2 protein-coding genes are annotated in these 937 nt (G+C 71.5%); both read right to left on the reverse strand.

Features of this window, described 5'->3' with window-relative positions:
- The coding region (locus tag E1200_RS33430) for a universal stress protein (protein WP_131956693.1) at window positions 1–411 on the reverse strand (411 nt) is incomplete at its 3' end.
- Window positions 412–489: 78 nt separating this feature from the next.
- A complete protein-coding gene (gene fdxA / locus E1200_RS33435; RefSeq protein WP_131956695.1) occupies window positions 490–837 on the reverse strand; it encodes a ferredoxin in 348 nt (115 codons plus the stop codon).
- Window positions 838–937: the final 100 nt, after the last annotated feature.

Below are 937 nucleotides of genomic sequence, written 5' to 3' on the forward strand. Positions count from 1 at the left end.
GGTCACCACCAGCACCGGGCAGTGGGCGCGGGCGGCGGTGTAGAGGCCGACCGACCCGAACAGCAGGCCCTCGAACCCGCCCTGCCCGCGCGACCCGACGGCCACCAGCGCGGCCTCCTCGCTGCCGTCGACCAGCGCACCGCCCGGGTCGCTCTCGCTCAGGACCGTCGTGACGTCCAGGCCGGCGTGCCGCTTCAGCGCGTGGTCCCGGGCCTCGGCCAGCATGTCCTCCCGCTCGGCGATCAGCCGGCGCAGCGCGTCGTCCGGGATCGTCCCGCCCGGCTCCAGGGCGCGCGACGCGTGCACCAGCCGCAGCGGCAGGCGGTGCCGGGCGCCGTAGTCGGCCGCCCAGTCCAGGGCCTGCCAGGAATGCGCGGAACCGTCGATTCCCACGATGATCGGAGCCGCCATGGCCGTCACCTCCAACTCGAAGTCAACCTCGACACTAGACGCCCCTTCCCCAAGATCCACGACCGAAAGATCCCGCGGCTACTCCTCGCCGGGCTTCGGGTGGGCGGCGACCAGCGGGGTGTCCACGCCGAGGGGGCCGAGCTTGGCCGCGCCGCCGGGCGAGTCCAGGGGCGCGTCGCGGCCGGGGAGCGGCTCGGCGAAGAAGCGCGCGTTGTCGTCCCGGTAGGGCTCCAGCGCCGCCGGGAGGTCGTCCTCGTAGTAGATGGCCTCGACCGGGCAGACCGGCTCGCACGCGCCGCAGTCGACGCATTCGTCGGGGTGGATGTACAGCGCCCGCTCGCCCTCGTAGATGCAGTCGACCGGGCACTCCTCGACGCAGGCGCGGTCCATGACGTCGATGCACGGCTCACCGATCACGTATGTCACAGCGGTCTCCTCGGTCGGCGCCGGTGTCGGACCGCCTATTTTGCACCATTCTTCCTATATAAACAAACCTGAGTTGTATTAATCCGGGGCGGTCGCGGGG

This window comes from Actinomadura sp. GC306 (genome assembly GCF_004348665.1).
Taxonomy (GTDB): domain Bacteria; phylum Actinomycetota; class Actinomycetes; order Streptosporangiales; family Streptosporangiaceae; genus Spirillospora.